General features: G+C 39.8%; 15 protein-coding genes, 2 tRNA genes and 3 rRNA genes. 8 read left to right on the top strand and 12 right to left on the bottom strand.

Annotated features, from left to right (window positions below; all coding sequences use genetic code 11):
• Positions 1–2: 2 nt before the first annotated feature.
• The 6 genes from SOLCA_RS06015 to SOLCA_RS05990 all read left to right on the top strand — a co-directional run bounded on the left by SOLCA_RS06015 (position 3) and on the right by SOLCA_RS05990 (position 7,023).
• Positions 3–1,958 carry an MGH1-like glycoside hydrolase domain-containing protein gene (locus SOLCA_RS06015; RefSeq protein ID WP_014679557.1) on the top strand — a complete coding sequence of 652 codons (1,956 nt, stop codon included), beginning with the start codon at positions 3–5 and terminating at the stop codon, positions 1,956–1,958.
• A 24-nt stretch (positions 1,959–1,982) separates the two neighbouring features.
• On the top strand, positions 1,983–4,313 hold the full coding sequence (locus SOLCA_RS06010) for an aminotransferase class III-fold pyridoxal phosphate-dependent enzyme (RefSeq protein WP_014679556.1): 2,331 nt from the start codon (positions 1,983–1,985) through the stop codon (positions 4,311–4,313).
• Positions 4,314–4,402: 89 nt separating this feature from the next.
• A complete protein-coding gene (gene rplU, locus SOLCA_RS06005; RefSeq protein ID WP_014679555.1) occupies positions 4,403–4,714 on the top strand; it encodes a 50S ribosomal protein L21 in 312 nt (103 codons plus the stop codon).
• A 23-nt stretch (positions 4,715–4,737) separates the two neighbouring features.
• The gene (gene rpmA, locus SOLCA_RS06000; RefSeq protein ID WP_014679554.1) at positions 4,738–5,019 is read left to right on the top strand and encodes a 50S ribosomal protein L27; all 282 of its coding nucleotides are present in this window, start codon (positions 4,738–4,740) and stop codon (positions 5,017–5,019) included.
• Between the two features lie 80 nt (positions 5,020–5,099).
• On the top strand, positions 5,100–5,774 hold the full coding sequence (locus SOLCA_RS05995; RefSeq protein ID WP_014679553.1) for a Dph6-related ATP pyrophosphatase: 675 nt from the start codon (positions 5,100–5,102) through the stop codon (positions 5,772–5,774).
• Between the two features lie 37 nt (positions 5,775–5,811).
• Positions 5,812–7,023 (top strand): THUMP-like domain-containing protein, encoded by a 1,212-nt coding sequence (locus tag SOLCA_RS05990; protein WP_014679552.1) that lies wholly within the window; start codon positions 5,812–5,814, stop codon positions 7,021–7,023.
• A 17-nt stretch (positions 7,024–7,040) separates the two neighbouring features.
• Here SOLCA_RS05990 and SOLCA_RS05985 read toward each other — a convergent pair whose 3' ends face one another.
• The 4 genes from SOLCA_RS05985 to SOLCA_RS05970 form a co-directional block, all read right to left on the bottom strand.
• Positions 7,041–7,991: a sterol desaturase family protein gene (locus SOLCA_RS05985; protein ID WP_014679551.1), complete on the bottom strand. Its 951-nt coding sequence runs from the start codon at positions 7,989–7,991 to the stop codon at positions 7,041–7,043.
• A gap of 44 nt (positions 7,992–8,035) precedes the next feature.
• A complete protein-coding gene (locus SOLCA_RS05980; RefSeq protein ID WP_014679550.1) occupies positions 8,036–9,163 on the bottom strand; it encodes a lipase family protein in 1,128 nt (375 codons plus the stop codon).
• A gap of 81 nt (positions 9,164–9,244) precedes the next feature.
• The gene (locus tag SOLCA_RS05975) at positions 9,245–10,963 is read right to left on the bottom strand and encodes a sodium:solute symporter (RefSeq protein ID WP_014679549.1); all 1,719 of its coding nucleotides are present in this window, start codon (positions 10,961–10,963) and stop codon (positions 9,245–9,247) included.
• A gap of 166 nt (positions 10,964–11,129) precedes the next feature.
• Entirely contained in the window at positions 11,130–13,607 is a 2,478-nt protein-coding gene (locus SOLCA_RS05970) for a PIG-L family deacetylase (RefSeq protein WP_014679548.1), read from the bottom strand.
• Positions 13,608–14,718: 1,111 nt separating this feature from the next.
• On the opposite strand from SOLCA_RS05970, the gene SOLCA_RS23070 reads away from it, so the two are divergent.
• Complete coding sequence (locus SOLCA_RS23070) at positions 14,719–14,919, top strand: hypothetical protein (RefSeq protein WP_157604522.1); 201 nt, start codon at positions 14,719–14,721, stop codon at positions 14,917–14,919.
• Positions 14,920–14,962: 43 nt separating this feature from the next.
• Here the strand turns inward: SOLCA_RS23070 and rrf are convergent.
• From rrf to SOLCA_RS05930, 7 genes are all read right to left on the bottom strand, one after another.
• Positions 14,963–15,074: ribosomal RNA gene (gene rrf, locus SOLCA_RS05960) — 5S ribosomal RNA — on the bottom strand.
• A 72-nt stretch (positions 15,075–15,146) separates the two neighbouring features.
• A 23S ribosomal RNA gene (locus SOLCA_RS05955) occupies positions 15,147–18,020 on the bottom strand.
• A 133-nt stretch (positions 18,021–18,153) separates the two neighbouring features.
• A tRNA-Ala gene (locus SOLCA_RS05950) sits at positions 18,154–18,230 on the bottom strand.
• Positions 18,231–18,242: 12 nt separating this feature from the next.
• Positions 18,243–18,317: transfer RNA gene (locus SOLCA_RS05945), tRNA-Ile, on the bottom strand.
• Positions 18,318–18,457: 140 nt separating this feature from the next.
• Positions 18,458–19,977 (bottom strand): 16S ribosomal RNA (locus SOLCA_RS05940).
• The 16S, 23S and 5S rRNA genes sit together here with 2 tRNA genes alongside, the layout of an rRNA operon.
• 829 nt (positions 19,978–20,806) lie before the next feature.
• Positions 20,807–21,676: a methylated-DNA--[protein]-cysteine S-methyltransferase gene (locus SOLCA_RS05935; protein WP_014679546.1), complete on the bottom strand. Its 870-nt coding sequence runs from the start codon at positions 21,674–21,676 to the stop codon at positions 20,807–20,809.
• Between the two features lie 92 nt (positions 21,677–21,768).
• Positions 21,769–22,290 carry a TIGR00725 family protein gene (locus tag SOLCA_RS05930; protein WP_014679545.1) on the bottom strand — a complete coding sequence of 174 codons (522 nt, stop codon included), beginning with the start codon at positions 22,288–22,290 and terminating at the stop codon, positions 21,769–21,771.
• A 147-nt stretch (positions 22,291–22,437) separates the two neighbouring features.
• Between SOLCA_RS05930 and SOLCA_RS05925 the strand changes: the two genes are divergently transcribed.
• Entirely contained in the window at positions 22,438–22,875 is a 438-nt protein-coding gene (locus SOLCA_RS05925; protein WP_014679544.1) for an EamA family transporter, read from the top strand.
• Positions 22,876–22,898: 23 nt separating this feature from the next.
• Here SOLCA_RS05925 and SOLCA_RS05920 read toward each other — a convergent pair whose 3' ends face one another.
• Entirely contained in the window at positions 22,899–23,873 is a 975-nt protein-coding gene (locus tag SOLCA_RS05920) for a polyprenyl synthetase family protein (protein WP_014679543.1), read from the bottom strand.
• Positions 23,874–23,903: the final 30 nt, after the last annotated feature.

The following is a 23,903-nucleotide window of genomic DNA, read 5'->3' as shown; positions in this document are numbered from 1 at the left end:
ATATGAAGAAACTAACAGGCTTGCTCCTTCTATTTTACCTGCAAATTGGTTTTGTTGACGGTCAGCATATCGATCGCAGCCAGTTTGTAAATTTTCTGGATGTTCATACCTCCATAACTGATACAGCAAATGTAGAACACTCCTTTTTTTCCGACCTGGGAGCATGGCACGCCTATGCACAACCGACTTCAAAAGATTGCTATGGAGGTTTTACCGGTCCATTACTAATGGATATGAGTGGCAAATGGCTGAGCCCGGCCATCTCCTTGTTACATGTTGCCGAAAATGGGAATGAGCTCCCATTAGCAAATGCAAAAGTTGAGTTTAATTATTTACCGGGACTGCTAACACAACAGTATAGTTTATCTGATCTAACAATTGAACTTCGATTGATTTTTCAATCGGATAGGAAAGCACTCATTCAAACAAAGATTCGCAATTCCGGAAAACAAAAACGAGTACTTGAAATTTGGTGGAACGGAAATGTGTTATTAAACAATACCCTCATAAAAGCAGAGGGCAATCGGTTGCTGATTGAACAAAAAGACCATTTATTCGCTATAAAATTTGATAATCAATACATAAAAATCATCACGAACAAAAAAGGATATTCAACCAGCAAAACTAAAGTTACTATTCCTGTTAATAGTGAGTACTCAATGGTTCAACAACAAGCATTTTATCCTGATAAGAACTTGTATAAACCCGATACAGATCACTTTCAATTTGACCAGCTATTAGTGAAGAATAAGCAACGGTGGAATGTCTATTTAACCAGTTATTTTAAAACTAACAGTCAATGGCTTCAAAAAAAAGAGTATAAACAATTGGCTGTTAAATCAATAACAACCTTGATTACCAACTGGAGAAGTGCATCGAAAGATTTGAAACATGACGGCGTCTTTCCGTCCGCTTCGTATGATGGTTTCTATGGTTTCTGGGCTTGGGATAGTTGGAAACATGCCGTTGCATTAGCATCGTTTCAACCAGAATTAGCGAAATCAAGTATGCGGTCAATGTTCGACTATCAAAATGCAGAAGGTATGGTTGCAGACTGTATCTATTCAGATAAAAAGGAAAATAATTGGCGTGATACCAAACCTCCACTGGCTGCATGGGCTGTTTGGGAAATCTATCTTAAAACCAAAGACGAAGCTTTTGTGAAAGAAATGTATCCTAAACTTATTGCTTACCATAATTGGTGGTACAAAAACAGGGATAATAATCAAAATGGTTTATGTGAATATGGCTCTTGCGATGGCACCCGCATTGCTGCAGCATGGGAAAGCGGAATGGATAATGCTGTTCGTTTTGACAAGGCACAAATGTTAAAAAATAGCGACAATGCATGGTCGCTAAACCAGGAATCTGTAGACCTGAATGCCTACCTATATCTTGAAAAATTCATGCTCTCAAAAATGGCTCAACTATTGGGCAAAAATGATGAGCATTTAGCCTTTACTCAAAGTGCACAACGGTTAAAAGAATTGATCAACCAAAAATTCTATGATAGTGCAGAAGGTTATTATTTTGACCAGATGCTCTCAGAAGAAAAAGTAAAGATTAAAGGACCTGAAGCATGGATTCCTCTTTGGACATACATTGCAAGTAAAAATCAAGCTGAAAATGTAATGACCTGTATGGTTAACCCATCCGTTTTCAACACGAAGGTTCCCCTGCCTACACTTGATGTAACTCGCAGTGAGTTTGCTCCTTTAAAAGGTTATTGGCGAGGCCCCGTTTGGCTGGATCAGTTTTATTTTGGTGTTACAGGATTAAAGAAATATGGCTTTACTAAAGAAGCGGATGAACTTGCCCTAAAGCTTTTCAATAATGCGGACGGTTTATTAACAGATCAACCGCTTCGGGAAAACTATCATCCGATGACCGGAAAAGGATTAAATGCACTTAACTTTAGCTGGTCTGCAGCACACATTCTTATGTTACTGTGGGAGTAAAAAAGCACTAATTAGAAACAACTCATGAGCTTCACTGAACAAAATATAGAGCAACTCGTTGCACAGCATTATAATTTAATTGTTAAAGCAAAAACTTTAAATGGTTATGACGAGCAGAATTTCTTACTTACTGATGAATCCGGAGGGCAGTTTATTGGTAAAATATCAACCGATGCACACGATTATCATTTTTTAGAGGCTCAGATTAAAATCCTTGACCACCTGTCGCAATCAGGTATTGCCAATAAATTTCAACAGGTTATACCCAACAGAACGGCGCAATCTTTAACTGCAATTACCTTAAATGGAAATCAATATTATCTAAGGATATTAAATTTCCTTCACGGTAATTTTTGGGTAGAGGAGCAACAGCATAGTAATGAATTGCAAGTCGATCTTGGTATATTCCTGGGAAAAATGGACAGTGCGCTTGCCGGATTTTTTCACCCATCGATAAACAGGTATTATGAATGGGATATCCGTAATGCACTGGATGCAAGAAAAGACCTGCATTATATTAAGGATCATGAGAAACGCCGGATTGCTGATTATTTTCTGCTACAATTTGAGATGGAAGTCCTGCCCAAATTACCTTCATTACGGACGGCAGTTATTCACAATGACGCCAATGATTATAATGTACTGGTAAGTGGCAATTCGATCGTCGGTTTGATTGATTTTGGTGACATGGTATTTTCGCAGGTTATTAACAACGTGGCAATTGCCTGTACTTATGCCATGCTGGATAAAGAAAATCCGGTTATGGTGGCGGCTAATGTAGTTAAAGGTTACCATCATGAAAATCCGTTAACAGAAACAGAAATTGAAGTTCTATATTACCTTATTTGTGCACGCCTTTGTATAAGTGTAACCAAATCTGCTTATAACGCCTCGTTGCAAAGCGATAATCAACATCATTTTATAACTGAACGACCTGCATGGGATTTGTTGTTCAAACTGATTAAAACAAATCCTGTATTAGTTGAAAATGAACTGCGGATAGCTTGTGGATATACTCCGATCATTAAGCAGGACGATGATTACGCTACGTTGTTAAAAGAGCGTAAAGAACTCATTGGACGAAACCTTAGTATCAGCTACAAAAAGAAACTCAAAATTATTAAAGGAGCTTTCCAATACCTTTATGATGATAAAGGAAGAACCTATATTGATTGTGTAAACAATGTAAGTCATGTAGGCCATTGTCATCCAACTGTGGTAAAAGCTATGCAACAACAAATTGCAACGCTCAATACCAATACCCGTTACCTAAATGACAATCTAACCAACTATGCAAAAATGCTTTGTGCAACGCTGCCACCATCGTTGAATGTTTGTTTTTTTACCAATTCAGGTAGCGAAGCCAACGATCTTGCCATCCGGATGAGCCGTCATTTTACTAAACAAAAGGATGTAATTGTATTGGATCATGCTTACCATGGTACATCAACTGTAGCCATGGAATTAAGCCCCTATAAATTTGATGGTAAAGGTGGCTTTGGTCAGCCACCACATATTCATAAAGCTCAAAATCCGGACCTGTACCGTGGTGAATATCGTTATGAGGATAAAGATGCAGGAGCCCAGTACGCAAAAAGCGTTCAACAGCTGATTGAAAAACTCGAAAAAGAGGATAAAGCCCCGGCTGCTTTCATTTGTGAAACACTTTTAGGAGTAGGTGGACAAATCCCTTTACCTGAAAACTACCTTGAAGAAGTTTACAAATACGTCAGATCAGCAGGTGGAGTATGTATTGCGGATGAAGTTCAGGTTGGATTTGGACGTGTTGGTGAAAAATTCTGGGGTTTTGAACTACAGAATGTGGTGCCGGATATGGTGGTTTTAGGGAAGCCGATTGGCAACGGTCATCCATTGGCAGCAGTTGTAACTACTACCGAGATCGCTGAAGCATTTAACAACGGAATGGAATATTTTAATACATTCGGAGGAAATCCGGTTTCTATGACAACCGGAATTGCTGTATTAACCACCATTCAATCAGAAGAAATGCAGCAACATGCGTTAGAAACCGGAAATTATTTGATGGCTGGTTTATCATCACTTAAAGAGAAGCATCCAATTATAGGTGATGTTCGGGGTTATGGTTTGTTTGTAGGTGCCGAACTGATCAGAAATAAAGAAACCCTTGAACCTGCTGTACCTGAGATAGATGAAATTGTAGAAAAAATGAAAGAACGCGGATTTCTGCTCAGTACAGACGGACCCTTATACAACGTATTAAAAATTAAGCCGCCAATGGTTTTTAACCATGATAATGCAGATGCGCTGGTAAGAAATCTGGATGAGGTATTAGTGGAAATGAATTTGAATGAAGGAAAGAATCAAGAATGCTAAACTATTTAACATTTTTCAGAAACTAACTTTCAATTGTCATTAGTATTTTCTATTTTTGCACCTCGTTTAAATAAATTATTTATTTCATCATGTACGCAATAGTAAATATAGCAGGGCAACAATTCAAAGTTGCAAAAGACCAGCAGATCTTTGTACATCGTTTACAAGGAGATGAGGGCGCTAGTATTGAATTTGGCGATGTTTTGCTTGTGGCTAACGGTGACAAAATCTCTGTTGGTGCTCCAAACGTTTCTGGTTCAAAGGTAACAGCAAAAATCTTATCTCACTTAAAAGGTGATAAAGTGATCGTTTTCAAGAAAAAACGTCGTAAAGGTTACAAACGCAAAAACGGACACCGTCAGTCGTTCACCAAAATTCAGATCGAAAACATTGTATTCTAATCATTAAGAAAGGAATTTAAGAAATGGCACATAAGAAAGGGGCCGGTAGTTCGAAGAACGGTCGCGAATCACACAGTAAACGTCTTGGCGTTAAAATTTTTGGTGGTCAAACTGCTATCGCAGGTAACATCATCGTTCGTCAGCGTGGTACACAACACAATCCTGATAAAAACGTAGGTATCGGTAAAGACCATACTTTGTTTGCATTAGTTGATGGTACAGTTGTTTTCAAAAAGAAAAGAAACGACAAATCATACGTTTCAGTTATTCCTTTCGAAGCTCCTGCTTCTGAAGCAAAAAACTAATGAACGTTTAAATTATAGAAAAGCCTTTGGTACCTTTGCCAAAGGCTTTTTTGTTGAACTACTTTGCAATAAATTTACGAATGACATCAGCAGCAATATTATGGACGGGAGGGAAAGATTGTGTCCTCGCATTACATCAAGCGTTGAAAGAAAATATTCCTGTTCATTACCTGATTACGTTTGCCCCATCAAAGAATGCTGATTTTCTAGCTCATCCCCTTCCAATCCTAAAACTCCAGTCCGAAGCATTAGGTATACCTCATAAAATAGTGGAGATAAACGAGCCTTTTAAAGAGGGCTATGAGGATGCAATTCAAAATCTTAAAAATGACCTGGGAATAGAGTTATTGATCAGTGGTGATATTGATGAAGTGAACAACTTTCCCAGCTGGATTAAAGAACGTAGTGAAGCGGTGGGAATGGAAGTCTATACGCCCCTTTGGCAAATTGATCGAATGGAACTTATCAACAGAATTCCCAACGAAGATTTCAGGGTTATTTTCTCATTGGTTCGCAAACCTTGGTTTACCAGCAGCTGGGTCGGAGATCGGATCAATCCTTCTAAAATTGATCAATTATCGATGTTCCGTGAACTGAAGGGAATTGATATTTGTGGTGAACAAGGTGAATACCATACATTGGTTCTAGACGGTCCTATTTTTAATAAAACAATGGTTATCCAGGAAAGTCATATAGAAGCTAAATCTGACTTTTATTATCTTCAAATAGATGAAATTACGCTAAGGGATAAATAAAACAGTATACTTTCTACCAACTTTCTCAACATTACAAATGACACAGGAAGAATTTGAACTTTTGACAAGTACCGAAGCCCGCGATCTGATTCGTAAAAACATCAGTTCGGATCCTTTAAAATTTGCTTTATCTTACAAATCAGCCCACCTTCCTGTAAATAGTATTTCCACGCAGCTAAAATACCTGCAACGTGCCCGCTTAAAGCTTCCTTCCTACTATCAGGCCTTGTGCATTATTCCGCCTTTATCTTATGAACAATCAAGCAGTGAAGCCGCAGCAGCCTTAAAAGACTATTCCGGAAATATATGCCTTGATCTGACAGCCGGATTGGGTGTCGACAGCTTCTATTTCTCGAAGAAGTTCAACAAAGTAACTAGTCTTGAATTGTCTCCAGTATTGGCAAACATTACTAGATACAACTTTAAGCTACTTGGTGCAACTAATGTTGAACTGATTAATCAGGCGGCTGAAGCATTTCTTGCTGATTACAAAGGAGAAAAGTTTGATCTCATATTCGTAGATCCGGCACGTCGAGACGACACTAAAAACCGTGTATTCTTATTTGAGGATTGTTCGCCTGATCTCTATGAAATTCTTCCTGTTACAGCACAACTTTGCCGCAAATTAGTAGTAAAGGCCTCTCCTCTTTTTGATAATACTGAAGCTTGGAGAAGATTTGCTAACCTTAGCAACTTAGCTGTAGTTTCAGTAGATAATGAATGTAAGGAAATATTGCTTGAATTTGATTTTGAGAACCCCAAGAGTGTTCAATCCGATGTTATACTGCTCAATAGAAAAGGGAAAGAGCAACGGTTTATTTTTGAAAAAGACCATCCAATAATTGACCTTACTCCGGTAACTACCTTCTCCGGATACTTACTTGAACCAGATGTTGCCTTTTACAAAAGTCGCACCTGTAATCAACTATTGAATAAATACTTTGGCTTTTTAGCTGCAAGTTCTGATCAAGAAGATGGTTTTTACTATACCGATATGGATCAGCTGGATGAATTTCCTGGAAGAGTTTTCAGAATCATTGAAACACTTGATTATCAACCTAAAACACTTAAGAAAACACTAAAACAAAAAGGAGTCACTAAGGCTAATATCACTAAACGTAATTTTCCAGTGTCGGTTGATGAAATCAGAAAAATCCTGAACATTGCTGATGGAGGAGGTACCTACCTCTTTTTCACTAAAACGACAGAAGGCAAATACAAAGTCATTATAACAGAAAAGAGAACCTAGTGGTTCTCTTCTCCTTTTTATACTAATTCAGTTGTTGGCTTAACAATGGGATCATTAGTCGTATTAGTCTTTACCTGATCCGAAGCTAGTTGTCGTAATTCTGCCCGAAGCTGAGCTGATGTTTTACGACTCCCGTCATGACTCCATCCCGGAGGTCCAAACAAATAACCCATCTTGGCCCTAAATGTAGGTGCGTTCCAAATATCTTTTATTACTGCCCCCCATTCATTAAATGCAATAATAAAAGGATTATGGGTTTCAATATTTTTAGTTAATCCATAAGTTGGATGTTCTTCTTCTTCTACAAAAGTGCCAAACATTCGATCCCAAATAATTAAAATACCAGCATGATTACGGTCTAAATACTTAACATCAGAAGCATGATGAACACGGTGATGAGACGGTGTATTAAATATAAACTCTATTAGTTTTGGCATTTTTTTAATGATCTCCGTATGAATCCAAAACTGATATAACAAACTAATAGCCATCATTGTGGTAATCATTGTCGGGGTAAATCCAACTAAAGGCATCCAAAGCCAAAACAACCATGAGCCTGATAAATTACCGGTCCAGGTTTGCCTTAAAGCTGTACCAAGATTATATTTTTGAGAAGAATGATGTACTACGTGCGATGCCCAGAAATATCGCACACTATGACTGGTACGGTGAAACCAATAATAAGAAAAATCGTCGGCAAAGAAACAAAGTACCCATGCCATCCATGGCCACCATCCGTGTTCAGGGAAAGTAAAAAACCTGAAATCGTATACAAATGCTAATGCTACAGGAATGATTGCTTTACTGATAAACCCTATAATAACATTTCCGATGCCCATTGATAAGCTGCTTGCAGTATCTTTTGCATCAAAGTATTCATCATGTTTTTTTTGCAGGTAAGCCACAACTAGCTCGGCTATCAATAAAATGACAAAGCCGGGTATAGCCATTACAATAAGATTCTTCATATAAGTTTATACACAAATTGGAAGTGAAATCTACTATAATTTTCTTAATTGTCAATAGCTTTTTTCTGACCAACGAACTGATTCGCAGGATAATATTTATTCAATAGATACAGGTACGGTTCGTACATATGGTTTACAAATACGTTCTTACCTGTAAACTTAAAATTTTGATAATAAGCAGAATCTGCCATTAGTACCACTTGAGTACCCGCAGGTAAATAATAATTACTTGGGGCATAGGCAGGTTCTTTCAGCTGAGGCAATGTTTTCTTCACCTGTTTGAAAACCATGTTGCCTAAGTATTTTTGATAATACTTAACTCCCTTATCTGCTGTACGGTCCATCTTTTTATAAGCTGAATTAACATACATACGTACCAACCACGACATTGACTGAATAGAGTTTTTGTAATCTACTACAGGATTTGCCTGATTCATATCAGATAAAGTTTGAACCGTTAATGGAGTTTCGGGAACCCAGTCGGCCGTATTTACAACCCGTAAAGCCCAGCCATCACGCGTAATAAAATCAAAATCATAAGCATAATACAGATTACCTGGTTTGGGTGCTGCACTACAATACGTTTTATAAATAATATCTTTAGGAAGCTGAGTTGCGGGTAAGTATTGCAAATAAGAACGCGTTAAATAAGCGATAGCTCCCCCCTGGCTGTGACCAAAAATGATCACTTCTTTATACCCTGACTTATACAATTTATTAAGCTCACTTACGATTATTGGAGCCAAATGTGCTATTCCAATTGTCCAGCCTACATGAATATAAGCATCAGTGCGTTCAGCAAGTTTATAGTTAAACAATGTACTGTCATTCAACTGTAGTTGCCCGGTTGCTGGAATCATTGCCGAATAAAAATTCTCCAGCCACGATTCTGTTTTATTGATTGTTCCACGGATATTTATTATTACCACATTATCATTCCGAAGCCAGAAATCACATTTATTGAACAAGCCAACTTCAGGAGATTGGTATAATAATTTATAAGAAAGCGACGGGGTAACGTGAACCTGGTAACCAATAGCTAAAGAATCAAACCGCAAAGTTAGTAATCCGGCATATTCAGCTGCATCAAATCCGGGTTTAAGCTGTGCAGAAGCAAATGACAAATTAATAAAGAGCAGTCCAATGAAAACTGAGCGCACTATTTTTTTCATTATGATTTAGATAAGATTTATTCCAGTATTAGCACTTTCTCTCCTTAAGTTAAAAAGCTTTTACAAAAATCCGGCAAATTATCAGCGATTATCTGTTGAAGACATTACACTTTTCTCATCATGAACTGGAATAATTAACTGAAGAACAGGAGATATAAACATCACAAGTAAACAGCCAATTAAATTATACCATAAAAAGGAAATATTTGTAAATGAGTATCCTAGCAATACCAATATTTGGGTAATTAGAGCAGCATAGAAAACGGCAGTTCCTTTAATCCATTTCATAAAAAAGGCTACCATAAAAATACCAAGAATAGCACCATAAAACAATGATCCTAAAACGTTAACAGCTTCTATCAAACTTCCTAATCGAGTAGCCAAACCAGCAACCAACATTACTAAAAAGCCCCATATAATTGTAGCCCATCTTGATGCCGATAAATAATGTGCATCATTTTGATCAGGACGGACACTTCTCTTATAAATATCGATAACTGATGTAGATGCTAAAGCCTGCAATGCAGAAGATGAGGATGACATCGATGCAGCAAGAATTACAGCAATTAGCAATCCTACCATACCAACCGGAAAATGATTGTTCACAAACCACAGAAATATATAATTAACATCTTCAGTATTTGCTGATTCATCATTTTTGATCATCAGGTTTTTAAGATCAGTGCGAACAGCTTTTAATTGCTCCTGATCTGTTCTCAATGAATGCTGAAGTTTTCCTATCGATGCTTCATCATTGGCCTTTAAAGCGGTTACCATTGCTTCGGCATGCTCTTTCTTTTGTTGAAATAAGACGGAATGCTTACTTTCTATTTGCTTTAGGTCAACAGCATATTTACTTTTTTCAAGCTTTTCTATTTCTACATTATTAAAAAATACTGGTGTTTCATGAAATTGGTAAAATATCAATAATAATACCCCTATTAATAGAATACCAAACTGCATAGGAATCTTAACCATGCCATTAAACAACAAACCTAACCTGCTTTCGGTAGTATCTTTAGCCGTTAAATAACGAGCAACTTGAGATTGATCTGTTCCAAAATACGATAGTGCTAAAAAGAAACCGCCCAAAATACCCGACCAAATATTGTATTTGTTATTAAGGTCGAATTTCAGATCGATAATATTCATGTGACCTAGTTTCCCACCAAGTTTTAACGCATCTGTAAAACCTACCTCTTTAGGTAAAAGTGAAGCAATTAAAATTCCCGCAATGAGCATACCCGACAGAATAATGGTCATTTGTCCCATCTGGGTATAATTAACCGCTCTTATTCCACCGCTTACAGTGTAAATAACAACTACTGCACAAATCACAAAATTGGTTACATAGATATTCCATCCAAAAATGGAAGAAAGAATAATACTTGGAGCAAAAACAGTAATACCGGTTCCCAGTCCTCTCTGAACTAAAAACAGAAATGCGGCTAATGAACGTGTTTTCAGGTCAAAACGCCCCTCTAGGTATTCATAAGCAGTATAAACTTTAAGTCGATGATAAATAGGAACAGCCGTAAGACACAATACCAACATCGCTAATGGTAAACCAAAATAATACTGTACAAAGCGCATCCCATCGGTATATGCTTGTCCAGGTGCCGATAGAAAAGTTACAGCACTGGCCTGAGTAGCCATAATGGTAAGCCCCACCATATACCAAGGAGATGTATTCGCACGAAGGTAGGTCTCAGTATCCCTGTTTTTCCGACTCTTCCAAAGACCATAAAAAACGATAAATGAAAGAGTTAAAATCAGAACAAGCCAATCAAGTTGCCTCATGAAAAGTAACTGGTCAGGTAATAAAATAAAATGATTTCAACTAATAGGAATGCTATTACTAAAAAGTATAGACGATTCCATTTCTTGACTAATGACTGATCATTCATCCTTATACAAATAGAATAACAAAGGCACAAGTCTATTAAACGTATGCCTTTACAAAGTCTTATTTACCAAGTTCAATCATATTCACGAATAAGCGATATGCTCCCGGAACACCTGCAGGCAATTCCCTAAAGAATACCAAACCCGTATATACAAAATGCCCTTTCCCGTATTTTGCGATAAGCGTACTGCCTTTAGAAGAGTTTTCGTTAGGATCATTTAGGCTAAACGGAGTTTCATAATTTTTATCCCAATCACCAGCGAAATAAATACCTCTTTCCTGTATCCAGTTCTTAAAATCATCTGCTCCTATCTTATTAGGAGTGTTTAACACTTTATGTTTGGGTAATTCAAAACGAACCTCAGCATTCTCATCGGTAACCCTATCGCGGGAAATCGTAAACGGATAAGGACCTATCTCTGACTTCACACCGCCCAGAAAATTATTGGTATTGTATTGAACAATAAGATTACCTCCGTTTTTAACATAATCCATCAGTTTATTATAATAAAACTTCATGCGTTCATTGGTATTATAAGCGCGAACTCCAATTACAATGGCATCATAAACTGATAGATCAACTCCGTTACTGAGCATCCCATCATTTAACATCTTTACCTCATAACCTATTTGTTCTAAACTACGGGGCACATCATCACCTGCACCTTTTATATAACCGATAGTTTTTGATTTATGATTAATGTTAAATCTAACAAGCTTTGCTTCTGCGTCCGGAAATAAAGTTTGAGTAGGAATATGTTTATATTCAATTACCTGTAAACCTTTGCCGTAAATTTGACCATCAACAGTTGCATGTGCCTTTACTCCTACTGTTGCATTTTCTGAGGATGGCGTAATATTAAACTCTACGGCCAGCTCTTCACCTTTCTTTTTAAAAGAGAAAGGAATAGATGCAGGTGAAACTTTCCAACCGGCTGGTACTTCAAGCGATGCAGAACCAGAACAGTTATCTTTACCTGCTTTTATTAATACACGTATTTTTTTTGATTGCCCATTAGGGAAAATATACGACTTAGCATCAAGATTTACCATAACCGGAGGCGTAACTTCAACGGGTCTATATAATTCTCCGTCAACAGGATCAACCCACTTATACACAACAGGTTTACTAATTGAAATAATTTGGCCCTGATAAGACAGTACAAATTGAGCTTCAATAGGTTCTGGAGCTTCAGCTAATCCAATAAGTAAAGGGTCATTAACACGAAATAGCCCTTCCGAATGCTTCTCTGTCAACCAATAAGGATTACTATAGGCAATTTTTGTATCCAGAGTCAATGATTTATCTTCTTTATAAAGTTGATCTTTTTCTAAGTTTTTCTGAGGCGAGCTATTTGAACCTTGCGGCAATATTACTTTTTCAAGTACGATTGAAGCCTCAGAGCGATTGATTGCAGAAACAGCCACTTTCAAAACATCCCCCGGAGCCACATAATAATCAGATGCAGTAGCTTCCAGGTATATTCCTGAACAAGCTAACAATACATTTTCAAGTTCTTTCCTTTTTTGATTTTTCCAGTAAGAGTCTTGAATAGAATCTAAAGCCTTATAAGCATTCAATAAATCAGGAATAACTGTCCCCGGTTCATCAGCTAAAAATTCATCCTGTGCTTTCTTCGACCATTGCATAAAGCTTTCAGCACCGGCAACATGATTAGCCGAAAGTTCAATACCGTCGAAAATATCCTTTTCAGCTGCATATCCTTTAATATTCTTGAAATACTCAGTTACAGAACCCCGAGTTTTAGCCGACCCAAATCCCTGACTCTTATGCATGCTTCTGCTTTCAGCAGCTAACTCACCATAAGATTTTCCAAGCATTGCATTATAAGAACCCACCTCTACAGCAACATTCCCAGTCATATCCGCATTAGGATTCCAAAAACGAGATGCATTATTATAAAGCAACCGCTTTGCTTGCCAAGGTTGTACATACTTTAATTGTTCAGGAAAACGGTTAGGATCTGCTGCAGCTGTAAATGCTTCTTCCGCCAAAATAGCTGAAGCTGTATGATGACCATGTCCTCCACTTCCATCAGTAGCGAACCGTGTTATGATAACATCCGGACGAAATTTCCTGATTGTCCAAACTACATCAGCCAGGATGGAGTCTTTATTCCAAATTTTAAATGTCTCCTCAGGATTCTTCGAAAAACCAAAGTCGTTTGCTCTTGTAAAAAACTGTTCAGCACCGTCAACTCTTCGGGCAGCCAACAATTCCTGTGTTCTGATCAACCCTAACAATTCCCCTTGTTGATCACCAATAAGATTTTGCCCACCATCACCACGAGTCATTGATAAATACCCAGTCCTAACATTCTTTTCATTAGCTAACCATGCAATCAACCGTGTATTTTCATCATCTGGATGAGCAGCCACGTAAAGTGCAGAACCAAATGTATTCAGCTTTTTCAGTGCAAGTAAAATTTCAGAAGAGCTGTAAACCTTAGGTTGCTGAGCACGCAAACCAATGAATGGAAATAAAATAATTGATAAAAAAACGAATGCTTTCTTCATTATTATGGTTAGTTAGGGGGAACTAAGATAGATTAAAATTTGATGTAGCTCTAATTAAAGTCTTTAAAAATGTAGTTACACTTAACTTGTAACTATATTGTATTTCTAATAGTAAAAAAGATACAATGCAATTTGTATGCTTATAGAATAGTAATGAAAAACATATTCTATGCACAATTATCTATTTATGTGATGTATAAAAAGAAGAGGAGTACAACCAAATAGAGTTCATTGAAGATATATTATTACTGATAAAAAACGATTCAGCAATGATACATCAAACCCGACAAAGCGGCAAAAGCCTATATTGCCGGTTATAATAAATAAAGCTTAATTCATAAAAGCACTACACATGATAAATGATTGTCAAATCATAATAAAACGACAAAACAACTATTTTCTAAAGAACAGACCCGCACATGTTATTATTAATAACAAGAAATATGCATTTTACTCATCTGAAGAAAAAAGGTTTAACATAAATTCAAACGATTGTGTCTATATAGTATTCGGCAAGGGCAAAGTTTTAAAACTTGAAATTGAAAACAGAAGCTCCATACTCCTGATTATAAAAGAAGGGATTTTTGATTGGAAATATCTTTTATATGGATTCTCTTGTTTAGTTTCAATTCTATTTTTAACGAAGGAATTACTTAAAACTTTAAACAATCAACCTACAGTCTGGATTTCCTTCTTAATAGTTATTCCAATACTTATCATTAAACGTTTAATTGAAGATTATTTTTATATAGAAGAATAATAATAATTCTGATGACACAACCGCTTTTTGGACGTCATTGCTACCGATGTTTTGCTCCGCTGGAACTTTCCTTACGTTAAAGTATCAACTAAGGAACTACTTAACTAGCACAATCGATCAACCGTGTGTCATCCTGAGGCACACAGGATCCGTTGACTAAATGCGTATGGCTGGACAGTTCATTACCGAACCGGCTACTGTTTTGTACCTAACGGCACAATTGTTTTTGGGATGTGTCATGGCTACCGATGTTTGCTCCGCTGGAGCAATCTTCTACATAAATTTTAATTAGCACAATGGACCCAACGGTGTGTCATCCTGAGGCACGAAGAATCTGTTGACTAAATGTAAATGCCTGGACAATTCATTTCCGGACAGGATACCTTTATACCTGACGGTCTTACGTCGTTTCAGGCATTGCGCCATCAGGTGCAACAGCTCGGTAGGTATAGTCATTTATTCAGCTTTGTTGTGCCTTTAGGTACAAAACCAATAACTACCCAAAGGGAACCGATCCACCGTGTAGTTTACTACCAATTGGTTGGGCTGTAAACAAACAAAGCCCATTGGTTATTCACCAACGGGCTTGTATAAAAATCGGCACCGACCTACTCTCCCACCTGTTACGGCAGTACCATCGGCTCTGGCGGGCTTAACTTCTCTGTTCGGAATGGGAAGAGGTGGACACCGCCGATATAGGCACCTGAATATCTTTTGAATCTCTTTTAGACATATTTTTGAAAGAAGTTACTACCGCAGAAAGTAAACGAGGCTTTCTTTGCAGAAAGTTTCGGATGATTAGTACTACTCGACTTTGATGTTACCACCTTTACATCTGTAGCCTATCAACGTGGTCATCTTCCACGATCCTGTATGGATATCTCATCTTGTGGTGAGTTTCGCACTTAGATGCTTTCAGCGCTTATCTCGACCGAACGTAGCTACTCAGCTGTACAACTGGCGTCATAACTGATTCACTAGCGGTTCGTCCAACCCGGTCCTCTCGTACTAAGGTCAGGTCCACTCAAATATCCTACGCCCACAACAGATAGGGACCGAACTGTCTCGCGACGTTCTGAACCCAGCTCGCGTGCCACTTTAATCGGCGAACAGCCGAACCCTTGGGACCTTCTCCAGCCCCAGGATGTGACGAGCCGACATCGAGGTGCCAAACCTCCCCGTCGATATGAGCTCTTGGGGGAGATCAGCCTGTTATCCCCAGCGTACCTTTTATCCTTTGAGCGATGGCCCTTCCATGCAGAACCACCGGATCACTATATCCTACTTTCGTACCTGATCGGCTTGTGGGCCTCACAGTCAAGCATGCTTTTGCTATTGCACTCCACGTACGGTTACCAAGCGTACTGAGCATACCTTTGAAAGCCTCCGTTACTCTTTTGGAGGCGACCACCCCAGTCAAACTACCCACCAAACAATGTCCCCCGCTTCAGCAGGGTTAGACACCAAATACAGAAAGGGTGGTATTTCAACGTTGACTCCCCGAATCCTAGCGAATCCGGCTCACAGTCTCCCACCTATCCTACACATCCTGTATCCGATATCAATGTTAAGTTGTAGTGAAGGTGCATGGGGTCTTTCCGTCCCGTTGCGGGTAACCGGCGTCTTCACCGATACCACAATTTCACCGAGCTCATGGCTGAGACAGCGCCCAGATCGTTACACCATTCGTGCAGGTCGGAACTTACCCGACAAGGAATTTCGCTACCTTAGGACCGTTATAGTTACGGCCGCCGTTTACTGGGGCTTCGATTCAATGCTTCGCCTTGCGACTAACATCCCCTCTTAACCTTCCAGCACCGGGCAGGTGTCAGGCCTTATACTTCATCTTGCGATTTTGCAAAGCCATGTGTTTTTGTTAAACAGTCGCCTGGGCCTTTTCACTGCGGCCCCCGTTAAGGGGCGCCCCTTCTCCCGAAGTTACAGGGCCATTTTGCCGAGTTCCTTAGCCATGATTCACTCGAGCACCTTAGGATTCTCTCCTCGACTACCTGTGTCGGTTTACGGTACGGGTATCTTGTATCTGAAGTTTAGAGGATTTTCTCGGCAGCCTTTAGGATCACTATCCACGCACCCGTAGGCTTGCGGTACTTTCAGGTTTCACCAAAGCCGGCGGATTTGCCTACCAGCCCTATAGTTACGCCCTTTAACGAACTATTCCGTCAGTTCGCGGATCTTTCACCACTGCGTCTCCCCGTCACAATACAAGATAGTATTGGAATATTAACCAATTGTCCATCGGCTTCGCCTTTCGGCTACACCTTAGGCCCCGACTAACCCTGATCCGATTAGCGTTGATCAGGAAACCTTAGTCTTTCGGTGAGCAGGTTTCTCGCCTGCTTTATCGTTACTTATGCCTACATTTGCTTTTCTAACCACTCCAGCATACCTTACGGTACACCTTCGCCGTTGTTAGAATGCTCTCCTACCATAATACAGAGTATTATCCATAGCTTCGGTATTACACTTGATGCCCGATTATTATCCATGCCCGATCGCTCGACTAGTGAGCTGTTACGCACTCTTTAAATGAATGGCTGCTTCCAAGCCAACATCCTAGCTGTCTGTGCAATCGGACCCCGTTAGTTCAACTTAGTGTAAATTTGGGGACCTTAGCTGATGGTCTGGGTTCTTTCCCTCTCGGCCTTGGACCTTAGCACCCAAAGCCTCACTCCAGCGTATATGTGTCTAGCATTCGGAGTTTATCTGGATTTGGTAGGATTTGACTCCCCCGCATCCAATTAGTAGCTCTACCTCTAGCACACTCAACCGCCAGGCTGTTCCTAAAAACATTTCGGAGAGTACGAGCTATTTCCCAGTTTGATTAGCCTTTCACCCCTACCCTCAAGTCATCCGAATACTTTTCAACGTAAACCGGTTCGGACCTCCATTACATGTTACTGCAACTTCATCCTGCTCAAGGGTAGATCACAAGGTTTCGCGTCTACTCCCACTGACTATGCGCCCTATTCAGACTCGCTTTCGCTTCGGCTCCGTTACTTAATAACTTAACCTTGCCAGTGAGAAGTAACTCGTAGGCTCATTATGCAAAAGGCACGCCGTCACACCTTTCGATGCTCCGACCGCTTGTAAGCGCACGGTTTCAGGTTCTATTGCACTCCCCTGTTCGGGGTTCTTTTCACCTTTCCTTCACAGTACTTGTTCACTATCGGTCTCTCAGTAGTATTTAGCCTTACCAGATGGTGCTGGCAGATTCCCACAAGGCGTCTCCGACCTCGCGGTACTCAGGATACAGTTAGGTAATAAGATCTTGCCTGTACACGACTGTCACGTCCTATGGTTGCTCTTCCCAAAGCATTCCAGTTCAATCTTATAGTCCACAGCACTGTCCTACAACCCCAGTAATGCCGTAACATTACTGGTTTGGGCTCTTTCGCGTTCGCTCGCCACTACTTACGAAATCACTATTGTTTTCTCTTCCTACGCCTACTTAGATGTTTCAGTTCAGCGCGTTTGCGTTTTTTACGATTATCCTTCAGATAATCAGGTTTCCCCATTCGGAAATCACCGGATCAATTCGTATTTGCCAATCCCCGATGCTTATCGCAGCTTATCACGTCCTTCTTCGCCTCTGAGAGCCAAGGCATCCCCCGTGCGCCCTTAGTAACTTTCTTTACTAAGACTTGCGTCTTATGCTTACATTATAGAATTAATTCTATCTGTTGCTCGTTTACCTTCTTACAGGTAACTTCTTTCAATATGTCAAAGAACTTCTTGACCGTTTGTCATTCCTTTGAATGACGGTCTTGGTGGAGAATAACGGATTCGAACCGTTGACCCCCTGCGTGCAAGGCAGGTGCTCTAGCCAGCTGAGCTAATTCCCCAAGATCGTTTTGTAGTCCCGAGCAGACTTGAACTGCTGACCCCTACATTATCAGTGTAGTGCTCTAACCAAACTGAGCTACGGGACTCTTTCTTGTTCCTGTAGGCAGTAGGCTTTGCTGATCAATCTACCCTTCCTACCGGTACTTGGGTTTTTCTCTTGTGATTATTTTTGAAATGAGATTTTCATAGCGCAGCAGCTATTTTTTTAACTGCTATCCTTCTCTAGAAAGGAGGTATTCCAGCCGCACCTTCCGGTACGGCTACCTTGTTACGACTTAGCCCTAATTACCAGTTTTGCCCTAAACCGCTCCTTGCGGCTACAGTCTTTAGGCACCCCCGGCTTTCATGGCTTGACGGGCGGTGTGTACAAGGCCCGGGAACGTATTCACCGCGTCATTGCTGATACGCGATTACTAGCGAATCCAACTTCATGAGGTCGAGTTGCAGACCTCAATCCGAACTGTGAATGGCTTTTTGAGATTGGCTTCCTATTACTAGGTCGCAGCCCTCTGTACCATCCATTGTAGCACGTGTGTAGCCCCGGACGTAAGGGCCATGATGACTTGACGTCGTCCCCGCCTTCCTCTCTACTTGCGTAGGCAGTCTGATTAGAGTCCCCATCTTAATGCTGGCAACTAATCATAGGGGTTGCGCTCGTTGCGGGACTTAACCCAACACCTCACGGCACGAGCTGACGACAGCCATGCAGCACCTAGTTTCGTGTCATTGCTGACTGATCTATTTCTAAATCATTCACTAACTTTCAAGCCCGGGTAAGGTTCCTCGCGTATCATCGAATTAAACCACATGCTCCTCCGCTTGTGCGGGCCCCCGTCAATTCCTTTGAGTTTCAATCTTGCGACCGTACTCCCCAGGTGGATTACTTAACGCTTTCGCTTAGCCGCCGACTGTATATCGCCGACAGCGAGTAATCATCGTTTAGGGCGTGGACTACCAGGGTATCTAATCCTGTTTGATCCCCACGCTTTCGTGCCTCAGCGTCAGTTACACTTTAGTGAGCTGCCTTCGCAATCGGTGTTCTGTGACATATCTATGCATTTCACCGCTACTTGTCACATTCCGCCCACTTCATCTGTACTCAAGTAAACCAGTATCAAAGGCAGTTCTACAGTTGAGCTGCAGGCTTTCACCTCTGACTTAATTTACCGCCTACGCACCCTTTAAACCCAATAAATCCGGATAACGCTTGGATCCTCCGTATTACCGCGGCTGCTGGCACGGAGTTAGCCGATCCTTATTCTTCGGGTACCTTCAACTAAATACACGTATCTAGGTTTATTCCCCGACAAAAGCAGTTTACAACCCATAGGGCCGTCTTCCTGCACGCGGCATGGCTGGTTCAGACTTCCGTCCATTGACCAATATTCCTTACTGCTGCCTCCCGTAGGAGTCTGGTCCGTATCTCAGTACCAGTGTGGGGGACCATCCTCTCAGATCCCCTATGCATCGTAGCCTTGGTAAGCCGTTACCTTACCAACTAGCTAATGCAACGCATGCCCATCTTCAATCACCAAAGTTTTAATATCTAAATGATGCCATTCTGATATCTTATGCGGTATTAATCTCCCTTTCGGAAGGCTATCCCCCAATTGAAGGTAGGTTGCATACGTGTTACGCACCCGTGCGCCACTTTCATAGAAACCGAAGTCTCTAATCTCGTTCGACTTGCATGTATTAGGCCTGCCGCTAGCGTTCATCCTGAGCCAGGATCAAACTCTCCGTTGTATACTTTAAGTTTGTTCCTATTTCCGTATCGCTACGGAAAAGGTCCCGATTTTTAATTTCGGGATTGTCTCTTGGATTGACAGTTATTCTTAGCTTGACCAGGTATTGCTACCTGCTCGCGCTGCGCTATTTCTCATCTCTTCAAAGAACTTGTTGTTAACCCTTTTGGTTAACTTTCGTGGATATCCCAGGAGTCGAACCTGTCCAGTCTTGCGACCGTTTTCCTTTTATCCCGCTTTCTTTTTTTCAGTTTTCAAACCGACCTTCCGTCTGTTTGGGGTTGCAAAGGTAAACATCTTTTTTAATTTTCAAAAAAATATTTTTTTTATTTTTTTTGCCTTTTCAAGCTCCTTTACCCTCTTTTCAATGTTTTCTCTCCCTCTCTAGCGGGCTGCAAAGGTAACACTCTTTTTCACTTCTCCAAAAAGTTTTTTAACTTTTTCTCCTCCCTCTCTTTCCCTTTGTCCAAGCTCCGTTTCTTGCGAAACTTCCGCCCCTTACACCCTTTCAACCTTGCCCCGTACCATCCGTTTCGGGAGTGCAAAAGTAGAAAAATTCATCCTCCCGCCAAACTATTTCTAAACTATTTTTACCACCTTTTACTAACTGCCTGATAAACTGTACTAAAAAGTTTATTTCAACCTCATCCCCGACCCTTCTCCTCAAGGAGAAGGGAGAGCACCACTGGGGAAAGGAGTGCTTTTTCGGGGTTAATAGTTAAAAACAGAAAAACCTTTCTTTTATCAAAACTACGCTTAACATTGCCTTTGTAGTTTTTGAATAAGAAAGGTTCTTTTGAATTTTCTTCTCAACCGGATATATTTCTATTTTAATTTATCTCATTATTAAATACTGTTTCTGCATTTGTTTGTTCATAGGCAATGATTACTTTCTTTCTTCCGCTGCCCCAACGATATTCACCAAGTTTACCTTCTTTACGAATTACGCGGTGACATGGAATAAGGTAGGCCAATGAATTTGCTCCCACTGCTGAACCTACGGCTTGCAATGCTTTAGGATTTCCAATTTGATTAGCAATATGCTGGTATGTTACCAGATCTCCAGGATGAAGGTTCAAAAGGGCATCCCATACTTTTACCTGAAAATTTGTTCCTTTAACTAATACGTTAAGTTTTGAATCATCTGCTTTTGAATTAGAGAATATCTTTTCGATATACACAGCGGTTGCTTTCTCATCTTTTATAATAACCGACTTCTCCCAATGAGAATGTAGTTTTGAAAGCTCCGGTAAATCCTCTTCATCATTAATAAAGGATAACCAACAAACACCTCTAGTTGTAATTCCTATTAAACAACGACCAAATGGCGTTGAATGGAAACCGTAACTAATCTCTAATCCATCCCCTTTAGTTTTATATTCCTGTGGCGTTACAGCTTCGAGCGTTACGAATAAATCATAAACCCTAGATTGGCTGGATAAACCTGCTTCCTCTGCCGCATGGATAAGATTTTGAGTTTCGGAAAGTTTTCCTTTCAGATAATCAGAAGTGAGGTACTGTAAAAATCGTTTAGGGCTAATTCCTGAGTATTCGGTGAACATTCTTTGAAAATGAAACGAGCTTAAACCTAGCTTTTCAGCTAACTCATCCAGATTGGGTTGTTCCAAGAAGTGCTCTTCCAGGTACTTTATAGCCTTTTCTATCCTATAATAGTTGATTTCTTGCTGAGAGAAGTTCATATAAATATTATTTTTATACGAAGATAATTCGAGACTGAATGGAGTACAACCCGTTTCTTGCGTTGTTATTTTGACAACAACGTATTACGGGTTTAGTTTAAGATATTATCAAGGTGCAACCAGTCACCAATCTTTTTTTCAAGTTCTCTAAGGTTCTCGCAGGATATAACTACATCAGGACGAAGTGAGTCAAGTTGCTTTCCTGCAAACTCCTGAGCATACCCTCCAAAAGCCTTAAGCGCAAAAATAGGTTTGTTTTGAATCCAGGCAAAACACATTTCAGAAAGTGTTCCTGCTCCCCCTCCTATCACGATGATAAAATCACCACATAAAATATTCACATAATTACGTGCATGACCCAATCCGGTTGGGATTACAACTTTACACCATGAATTCGCTTTCGAACTATCTTCAAATGGTAAAACACCAACGGTTAACCCGCCCGCCTCAGCAGCACCTTTACTGGCAGCTTCCATAATCCCACCACGTCCGCCTGTTACAACAGTAACACCCAAACGGGCTAAAATAGCACCAACAGCTTCAGCAGCGGTAAGCGCTTCAGGCTCTGCATCTGAATCTCCAATAACTGTGGCCTGAACTCTACTTGCATTCATAAGCGGGATATAAATATTTTTTTGGTGGCGCTAAAATGCCAAAAAATCAACTAATATGAAAGTCTTAGTTTGTGGTTATTTACAGCAACAAAATTCTGTATAAAGTTTCTGTTTTTATCTTTGCCGATTCTAATAACTGATTATACTATGAATTGGCTCATTTTAGCGATCTGTTGCGCATTTTGTTTCGGCTTATATAACTTCTTTATTAAAGTAGCATCCGGAAGTATTAATCAGGTTGCTGGTGCTGTAATATTACAAGTTGTTGCTGCCTTATGTGGAATAATTTTATTGATCTATATAAAATTCAAAAACCAGGAAATTGAAATTTCATCCAAAGGAGTTCTATACTCTTGCCTTGCCGGATTTTTTGTTGGGCTGGCTGAGGTATTGACCTTTTTCGTATTTGGCAAAGGTACTCCGGCATCAGTTGCAACACCGGTAATCATTGGAGGATCTGTTGCGGTGGCCGCAATTTTAGGAATTCTGGTATTAAGGGAGCAGTTAACCTTGATTCAAGGTTTAGGGACACTATTAATTATTGGAGGAGTAGTGTTACTTTCATTAAATTCCGGAGGACATTAAGTCCCCCGGAAGTATTTTATTGATTAGTGTTCACGAACCATTAATTGTTCTGCAAACTCTACCAAAGGTTGCTTACGTGATTCACTTAGAGAAATCTGGTTAATATGAAACAGGGCTTTTTCTGCAAAATGCTGCATTTCAATTTCAGCCAGCTTCCGAATATTTAATTGGTCATAAATTTCAGTAACTGCCTTCACCTTATCCTCAGTTTTAAACACTTTTGTAGTTAGCCACCTTTCAAGATTTGCTTTATTTTCTCCCTGAGCCAATTCATGTGCTTTAATCAGCAAGAAAGTTTTCTTATTGGCAATAATATCACCTCCTACCATTTTTCCAAACTTCTCAGGTTCACCGAATACATCTAAAATATCATCCTGTAACTGAAATGCAATACCTAAGTTTTTACCAAATTGGTATAAATGTTCAGCCTCTTCCGTTGTTGCATTACCTATTAATGCACCGATTTGCAATGAACACCCTAATAAAACGGCTGTTTTAAGCCCGATCATTTCCAGGTATTCATTAACGCCTACATACTCACGACTTTCAAAATTCATGTCAATTTGCTGACCTTCACAAACTTCAATCGCAGTTTTATTAAAGATCGTTAACAAATCACGCAATTTTGAGTCAGGAACTTGCATTAATAACTCATAAGCATTCACCATCATTACATCGCCGGAAAGGATCGCGCTGTTTGCATCCCATTTTTCATGGACAGTAGCTTTCCCTCTACGGATTGGTGCATTATCCATAATATCGTCGTGCACCAATGTAAAGTTGTGAAATACCTCAACTGCCAGAGCTGGTTTTATTGCACCCTGAATACCATCAGAAAAAAGATTACAGCCCATAAGGGTAAGCACCGGACGCATTCTTTTTCCACCTAAATTCAATAAATAACGGATTGGCTCATACAATTCTGCAGGATACTCCGGCAGTTGTAACTGATCAATCTCGTTGGTAATTATTTCCTGTAATTGTTTTATAGATAACATTAAAAATAGAATCGCTATTATTTATATAAA

This window comes from Solitalea canadensis DSM 3403 (assembly GCF_000242635.2).
In the GTDB taxonomy this organism is placed as follows: domain Bacteria; phylum Bacteroidota; class Bacteroidia; order Sphingobacteriales; family Sphingobacteriaceae; genus Solitalea; species Solitalea canadensis.
This window is presented reverse-complemented; position numbering and strand designations above follow the sequence as displayed.

Excerpts from the sequence above, each read along its gene's own strand:
- SOLCA_RS05925 (WP_014679544.1), top strand. The coding sequence starts at position 22,438 with ATGAATTGGCTCATTTTAGCGATCTGTTGCGCATTTTGTTTCGGCTTA.
- SOLCA_RS05995 (WP_014679553.1), top strand. The coding sequence starts at position 5,100 with ATGACATCAGCAGCAATATTATGGACGGGAGGGAAAGATTGTGTCCTC.
- SOLCA_RS05975 (WP_014679549.1), bottom strand. The coding sequence starts at position 10,963 with ATGAGGCAACTTGATTGGCTTGTTCTGATTTTAACTCTTTCATTTATC.
- SOLCA_RS05985 (WP_014679551.1), bottom strand. The coding sequence starts at position 7,991 with ATGAAGAATCTTATTGTAATGGCTATACCCGGCTTTGTCATTTTATTG.
- SOLCA_RS05935 (WP_014679546.1), bottom strand. The coding sequence starts at position 21,676 with ATGAACTTCTCTCAGCAAGAAATCAACTATTATAGGATAGAAAAGGCT.
- rplU (WP_014679555.1), top strand. The coding sequence starts at position 4,403 with ATGTACGCAATAGTAAATATAGCAGGGCAACAATTCAAAGTTGCAAAA.
- SOLCA_RS05930 (WP_014679545.1), bottom strand. The coding sequence starts at position 22,290 with ATGAATGCAAGTAGAGTTCAGGCCACAGTTATTGGAGATTCAGATGCA.
- SOLCA_RS23070 (WP_157604522.1), top strand. The coding sequence starts at position 14,719 with ATGCCTGGACAATTCATTTCCGGACAGGATACCTTTATACCTGACGGT.
- SOLCA_RS05980 (WP_014679550.1), bottom strand. The coding sequence starts at position 9,163 with ATGAAAAAAATAGTGCGCTCAGTTTTCATTGGACTGCTCTTTATTAAT.
- SOLCA_RS05990 (WP_014679552.1), top strand. The coding sequence starts at position 5,812 with ATGACACAGGAAGAATTTGAACTTTTGACAAGTACCGAAGCCCGCGAT.
- rpmA (WP_014679554.1), top strand. The coding sequence starts at position 4,738 with ATGGCACATAAGAAAGGGGCCGGTAGTTCGAAGAACGGTCGCGAATCA.
- SOLCA_RS05970 (WP_014679548.1), bottom strand. The coding sequence starts at position 13,607 with ATGAAGAAAGCATTCGTTTTTTTATCAATTATTTTATTTCCATTCATT.
- SOLCA_RS05920 (WP_014679543.1), bottom strand. The coding sequence starts at position 23,873 with ATGTTATCTATAAAACAATTACAGGAAATAATTACCAACGAGATTGAT.
- SOLCA_RS06015 (WP_014679557.1), top strand. The coding sequence starts at position 3 with ATGAAGAAACTAACAGGCTTGCTCCTTCTATTTTACCTGCAAATTGGT.
- SOLCA_RS06010 (WP_014679556.1), top strand. The coding sequence starts at position 1,983 with ATGAGCTTCACTGAACAAAATATAGAGCAACTCGTTGCACAGCATTAT.